At 60.8% G+C, this 5,453-nt stretch carries 5 protein-coding genes and 1 pseudogene; 1 reads left to right on the forward strand and 5 read right to left on the reverse strand.

The annotated features are described in order from the left end of the window. Positions 1-80 precede the first annotated feature (80 nt). Positions 81-1,082, forward strand: coding sequence for a phenylalanine--tRNA ligase subunit alpha (gene pheS / locus NW853_RS02960; protein WP_414347681.1), 1,002 nt, complete (start codon positions 81-83; stop codon positions 1,080-1,082). A gap of 212 nt (positions 1,083-1,294) precedes the next feature. On the opposite strand, the gene NW853_RS02965 is transcribed toward pheS, so the two are convergent. The 5 genes and pseudogenes from NW853_RS02965 to NW853_RS02985 all read right to left on the reverse strand — a co-directional run. Then, positions 1,295-1,591 (reverse strand): PipX family protein, encoded by a 297-nt coding sequence (locus tag NW853_RS02965; protein ID WP_414335729.1) that lies wholly within the window; start codon positions 1,589-1,591, stop codon positions 1,295-1,297. Positions 1,592-1,788: 197 nt separating this feature from the next. Next, positions 1,789-2,364, reverse strand: coding sequence for a TIGR04376 family protein (locus NW853_RS02970; protein ID WP_414347684.1), 576 nt, complete (start codon positions 2,362-2,364; stop codon positions 1,789-1,791). A gap of 82 nt (positions 2,365-2,446) precedes the next feature. Beyond that, the gene (locus tag NW853_RS02975) at positions 2,447-3,202 is read right to left on the reverse strand and encodes an ABC transporter ATP-binding protein (protein ID WP_414335732.1); all 756 of its coding nucleotides are present in this window, start codon (positions 3,200-3,202) and stop codon (positions 2,447-2,449) included. 65 nt (positions 3,203-3,267) lie between these two features. Beyond that, complete coding sequence (locus NW853_RS02980) at positions 3,268-5,043, reverse strand: MBL fold metallo-hydrolase (RefSeq protein ID WP_414335734.1); 1,776 nt, start codon at positions 5,041-5,043, stop codon at positions 3,268-3,270. Between the two features lie 227 nt (positions 5,044-5,270). After that, positions 5,271-5,453, reverse strand: a pseudogene (locus NW853_RS02985) (cellulose synthase); the annotation flags it as partial.

Below are 5,453 nucleotides of genomic sequence, written 5' to 3' on the forward strand. Positions count from 1 at the left end.
GACCGGGCTTCCTCCTGTGATACTTTTGTAGGGACTTATTCAGCCCTTCGGGGATCCCTTCTGCCCTTGGAATTGGCCCCATGCAAGACGCAAAAGACACGCTCCGCCAGCAGCTTCTCACCCTGCAAAGCGAGGCTCTTGCCCAAGTGGAACAAGCCGCCGATCTGGAGGCTCTGGAGCAGCTCCGCATCGACTACCTGGGCAAAAAGGGCAAGCTCTCCAAGATCTTGGGAGGAATGGGGAAGCTGCCCCCAGAAGAACGGCCTGCGATTGGCGCTTTGGCCAACACCTTCAAAGAGTCTCTCCAATCCAGCCTGGAGCAGCGCAAGCAGGCCCTTGGCGAAGCTCAACTGCTGCAGCGCCTAGAAGCAGAGCGGCTGGATGTCACCATGCCGGGGCCGCGTCGGCCTCTGGGGCGGATCCACCCTTTGCAGGCCACCATCGACCGCATGCTGGATATTTTTGTGGGGATGGGCTACACGGTGGTGCACGGCCCGGAGATCGAGACGGAGTACTACAACTTCGAGGCCCTCAACACCCCTGCCGACCACCCGGCGCGGGACATGCAGGATACCCTCTACCTAGAAAAGGGCTATCTGATGCGCACCCAAACCTCTTCGGTGCAGGTGCGCTACATGGAGCAGCACCAGCCGCCGCTGCGCATTGTCCATGCCGGGCGAGTGATGCGCCGCGATACCGTCGATGCCACCCACTCTGCCGTATTTCACCAGATGGAAATTTTGGCGGTGGGCGAGAACCTCACCTTTTGCGACCTGAAGGGTACCCTCAAGGAGTTCGTCACTCGCCTGTTGGGCCAGCGAGAAACCCGCTTTCGCCCCAGCTATTTTCCCTTCACCGAGCCTTCCGCCGAGATGGACGTGCGCTTTGGCTCCAAGTGGCTGGAGATTTTCGGCTGTGGCATGGTGGATCCCAATGTGTTTCAGGCGGTGGGCTATGACCCGGAGCGCTACACCGGGTTTGCGGCAGGGATCGGCATCGAGCGAATGGCCATGCTCCTACACGGCATTCAAGATATCCGTCTGTTTTATACCAGCGACCTGCGCTTTCTGTCCCAGTTTTAGGTTTTATCGTCATTTCAAGGCTTCGTTTGCGCCAGCGACGCGGGGCGCTATTCTCGACTCCCCTCTCCCTCAGGGAGAGGGGCTGGGGGTGAGGGGAGTGGCGAGGGACGCTTGGGAAGTGTCTTAATCTAGTTTGAAGTGGCCATAAGCGGCTGTCTGGGGGGACGTAACCCTTGCCCTAAGGTCATGCCAGACTCTCAGAAGGAGCCCCGCTAGGAAAAGGTTTGCTTATAGATCAACTGCAGTTGTTCTAGCTCGTCTTGACGAGCGGCGCGGCGCAGCAGGCGCATCTGCTCTTCGATGAGTTGGCGAGCCTCGTTACGGCTAATCGGATCAAAGACCAGCTCCTCCACGGCAGCAGGATCCCCGTTGTTATCCGGCGGCTTGAAGTAAACCCGAAAAAAGAGCCTTTGAGCATAAAGGGTGGTGAAGATGGCCTGACTTTCGTCAACCCGACACAGGCTGTAGAGCAAACCAAATGTGGGGTGATTCAGATACAACTCATTCATGCCCAATAGCGTATCACTCTTGGTGGAGAAGAGGGGCTTTCCTTCTCGTTCGGTGGCGGAGCAAGTCTCCGAAGCGATTTTGCTCCGGCTCTTAAGACCGAGAGCTCAAATTATAGGTTCCACCCAGCTTGATTTTGGTTTGGCTGTTGCAACTGGATTCGAGGTTAACAAAGTTTTTCTGGGCACAGGTCGGGCTGCTATCGCCGCTTCTGTTCCCCCACCTTTTTCTTCATGTCATCCAATTCCTTATCTACCGCTAGCCGCATCTCCAGCCGACGAAATTCTTCCTCCAATTTATCCTCCTCAAACAGCTTTTCCCAGGGGCTAACCCGCTCGGCGGCAGTTTTGGCTTGTGCGGCTTTGACTTCTTGTAGCTTGGTTTGTACCTCTTGGCGGCGCTGGGCAATTTGCGGCAGTAGAGCTTCCAGTTGCCGGATTTTCTCCTCTAGGGACTTCCCTTGGTTGAACAACCGGCTCCCTTGCTGCAGCAGTTCGGCTTCGCGTCGGCGTGCCCCTTCGGCCAAATCGGGGCGGTTGGCCTGCTCAGCTTTTTCGATGCGAAAGTGCCAGGTCTTGATCTCCTCGCCCAGCTTGGCGAGAGCTTCGCTGAGGGCCTGCTTCTGAGCGCGGCTTTCCTGTAACAGGCGTCGAGTATCCTCTTCCTGCTGGCGCAACTGCTCGTCGAGGGCTTGCAACTCGATCTCGGGGTGGGCCCTGAGGAATTCCTCTAGGCGGGTTTCCAAAAATCGGATGATATCTTCGATCAATTTCACGGTCTGATCCTGCCGAGCGCTCAGTTGCGTTTAGGCTAGCGCAAGCCGGCTCGTTCCCGATAGGCCCCCGTTGGATCCCGGCCTAGGCCAGCAAATGCCCATCGGCAACTCGGATGATGCGCTGGGCGACCTGGGCCACTTTCAGGTCATGGGTAACCACGACAAGGGTAATGCCCTGGCGGTGGAGCTCGGCAAAAAGGTTGAGCACTTCCTGACCGGTGTGGCTGTCCAGGGCTCCTGTGGGCTCGTCAGCCAACAACAGTTGCGGTCGGTTGACGACGGCCCGGGCAATGGCCACCCGCTGCTGCTGGCCCCCGGAGAGCTGGGCTGGGCGCTGGTGCAGTTTGCTCCCCAAGCCCACTTGTTCTAAAGCTTGCTTGGCCCGCCGGCGCTGTTCTGGCTCCGGGATCCCGGCATAGGCCAAGGGGAGCATGACGTTTTCCAGTGCTGTCAGAACAGGCAGCAGATGAAACTGCTGGAAGACAAAGCCGATCTTTTGGTTGCGAATCCGGGCCAGCTCCCGATCCGTCAGGGTAGAGACTTCCACGCCGTCCAGCCAGTAGCGCCCTGAGCTGGGCCGATCCAAACAGCCCATGAGGTTCATCAGGGTGGACTTGCCGGAGCCCGAGGGCCCCATGATGGCGCAATACTCTCTCGGCCAGATCGTTAGGTTGATGTCGTAGAGGGCCTGAAAGCTGCCTTCCGGCAGTGAGTAGACCTTGTTCACCCCAGCCATCTGCACCACGGGCGGGCGGGGTGGGATCAAGGCGTCGGCTGATCGCTCCAGGGATCCGACCGGCCCCTGACGGCGAGCTGCCCAGGGTTGTTGCTCAGGCATGGTGGCTACCGCGACTTGTCCCATTCTAGCCTTTGGGCTGCTGTGGCTTCGGGGCTTGTTGGAAGCTAACCGGAAGAGCGGATTTCCAGCGGCTGATGGTAAGGACAGCTTCCTTGCGGATCCACCCGGAGGCGGTAGAGGGGAGAGCGCTCTTGGTCGCAGCGAAAGGCTTGGGCTTGTGAGGTCAAGATCTGGCGGGCAAAGCGGCAGTTCTGGCACTTTCTGCCACCGTTATGGGTGGAGGCAGAAGTCTGTTTTGGACGCGACATGATTCCTGCTGGGGCGGGGGCAGCCTCTGCCGGACGGATCAGCTCCCGTGGAGCAAGGCCGCGCAGCACCAGTTCGGATCCCTGCCAGCGGGCTTCCACCAGGCCGGTATCGGCCCAGGCGGCCCAGCGGGGATCCTGGGCGATCTGGGGCGGCAGACGCACCTGCACTCCGGCCAAGGCGCGGGGCGGGCCCTGTTCCTGCCAAATTTCTTCCACCTCCCCCTCGTAGCGCACCGCGGGATCCCTGACCTCGGCAGGAGCATCCGGGGGCTGGATCGGGGTTTGCAGGCGCCCGTCGGCCAGCTCTAGCCAATGGCCAGACTGGGGGCAGTGGACATGGTAGCGATTGCACAGCTCTGGCAGATCCGCCAGATCCTGCGCTTGCTGGGGGCTGGCGTGCACCAAAACCAGATGTTGGGGGCGAAAGGTGTGGATGATCTGGGTGAGATGCCCGACATCGTTGTGGCTGTGCCAGGTCATCCATTCCACCGCCAGGCGGGAGCGCAGCGGTGCCGGCCAACGCTCAAACGGGGTGGCCAGCTCCACTTCCGGCAGCCGCAGCAGCAGACAGGAGCGCTGCGGTTGGGCCAACAACCTCGACCAAATGGGATCCCAGGCCTTGGGATCAGCATCGGCATCGCACAGCAGCAGGCCTTGGGGCAGAGGATCCGCCTCCGTGAGGGGCTGCACCTGTGGCTGTAGGCGGTCTTCCCAAAACAAGGGCTGGTAGGTGGCGAAGTTGCGCACCGGCTCCGGCAGGTAGGGGAGCAAGCGTTCGTAGAGCTCGCAGCCTGCCGCCAAACCCGGCGCCACCCACACCTTCAGTGCTTGGGGAGATTGGGTAAAGCGGTGGTGGGCCTTGAGGAGAAAGATCAGCTCCTGCCCCAGCCCCAACACCGGCAGCGGCAACAGCACCGTTTGCCCCGCTTCCAGGGCGCTGAGCAACCGCTCCACCAGGCGATTTTCCAGATGACGACGGGGCGGATGGCGGGTGGATCCCAGCGAGGCTTCGATGAGCAGCACGTCCGGCTGCCAGTGGCGCAAAGCGGCGAGATCCAGGCCGGGGGCAAAGCGAGTTGAGGCCAGGGAACAGTCGCCGGTGTACACGCAGGTTTGGGCTGGAGTGGTCTGGGTATTTTGCAGCAGGGTTGCCGCCGCCCCTGGCAGGTGCCCGGCCGCAAAGAAAGTGAGCATCAGGTGGGGCAAGATCTCCCGCGCCCGGCCAAAGGGCAGCGCCCGAAAAGGGGGAAAGCGAATATCCCGGTCGTAGCCTGGCCAAACACCGCGCTCCCACAACCCGCCGGCCAAATGAGCCGTCACCGGGGTGGCGTAGAGGGGCACCTGCGGGTAGCGACGATGAAAGGCGGGCAGCCCCTGCAGATGGTCAAAGTGAGCGTGGCTGCAGATCACCGCGTCTGGGATCCCTGGCAGGGCCTTGAAGAGGGAGGAAGCAGGCAAACCGCAATCGAGGAGCAAGCGGTGGGATCCCATCTCCAGCCAGTAGGCACAGCCTTGCTGCCGGGGATCTGTGCCCAGGGGAAACAGTCGAAGGGGGGGTCTTTCTGACTCCACAGGTGTGCCGTTCTTAAACCCAGAAAACTGCGTTCAATTCTGCAAACATCAGGGGCAACTTGGCCAGGGATCCCGCCTCTCCACCGGTACGCCTCCCCGGAGAGTTGGGGGCAACCTGTGCCGAGTCAATCGTTGTATGTTTCTCACAGCATAGCGTTTGCCCACCAGCCGCTGCGGCAGCCTGCAATTCTATCTCTGCAGCAGCCAATGGATGTTGGCTGGGCAGTTTAGGGGTTGGCGCTCTCTTCCGTCGCCGCACTGCTGCTGGACAGGGCAAAGCCGGCAAAATCGTGATCGTCGGGGCGCACTGTCAGGATCATCAGGTTGTAGAAGGCCCAAACCAAGCCAAAGATCAGCTCCGGCCAGCTCGGATCCCAGTTGCCGGCAAAGCGCAGGGATCCCACCCCCAT

The sequence above is a fragment of the Synechococcus sp. H55.11 genome, from assembly GCF_047462475.1.
GTDB lineage: Bacteria > Cyanobacteriota > Cyanobacteriia > Thermostichales > Thermostichaceae > Thermostichus.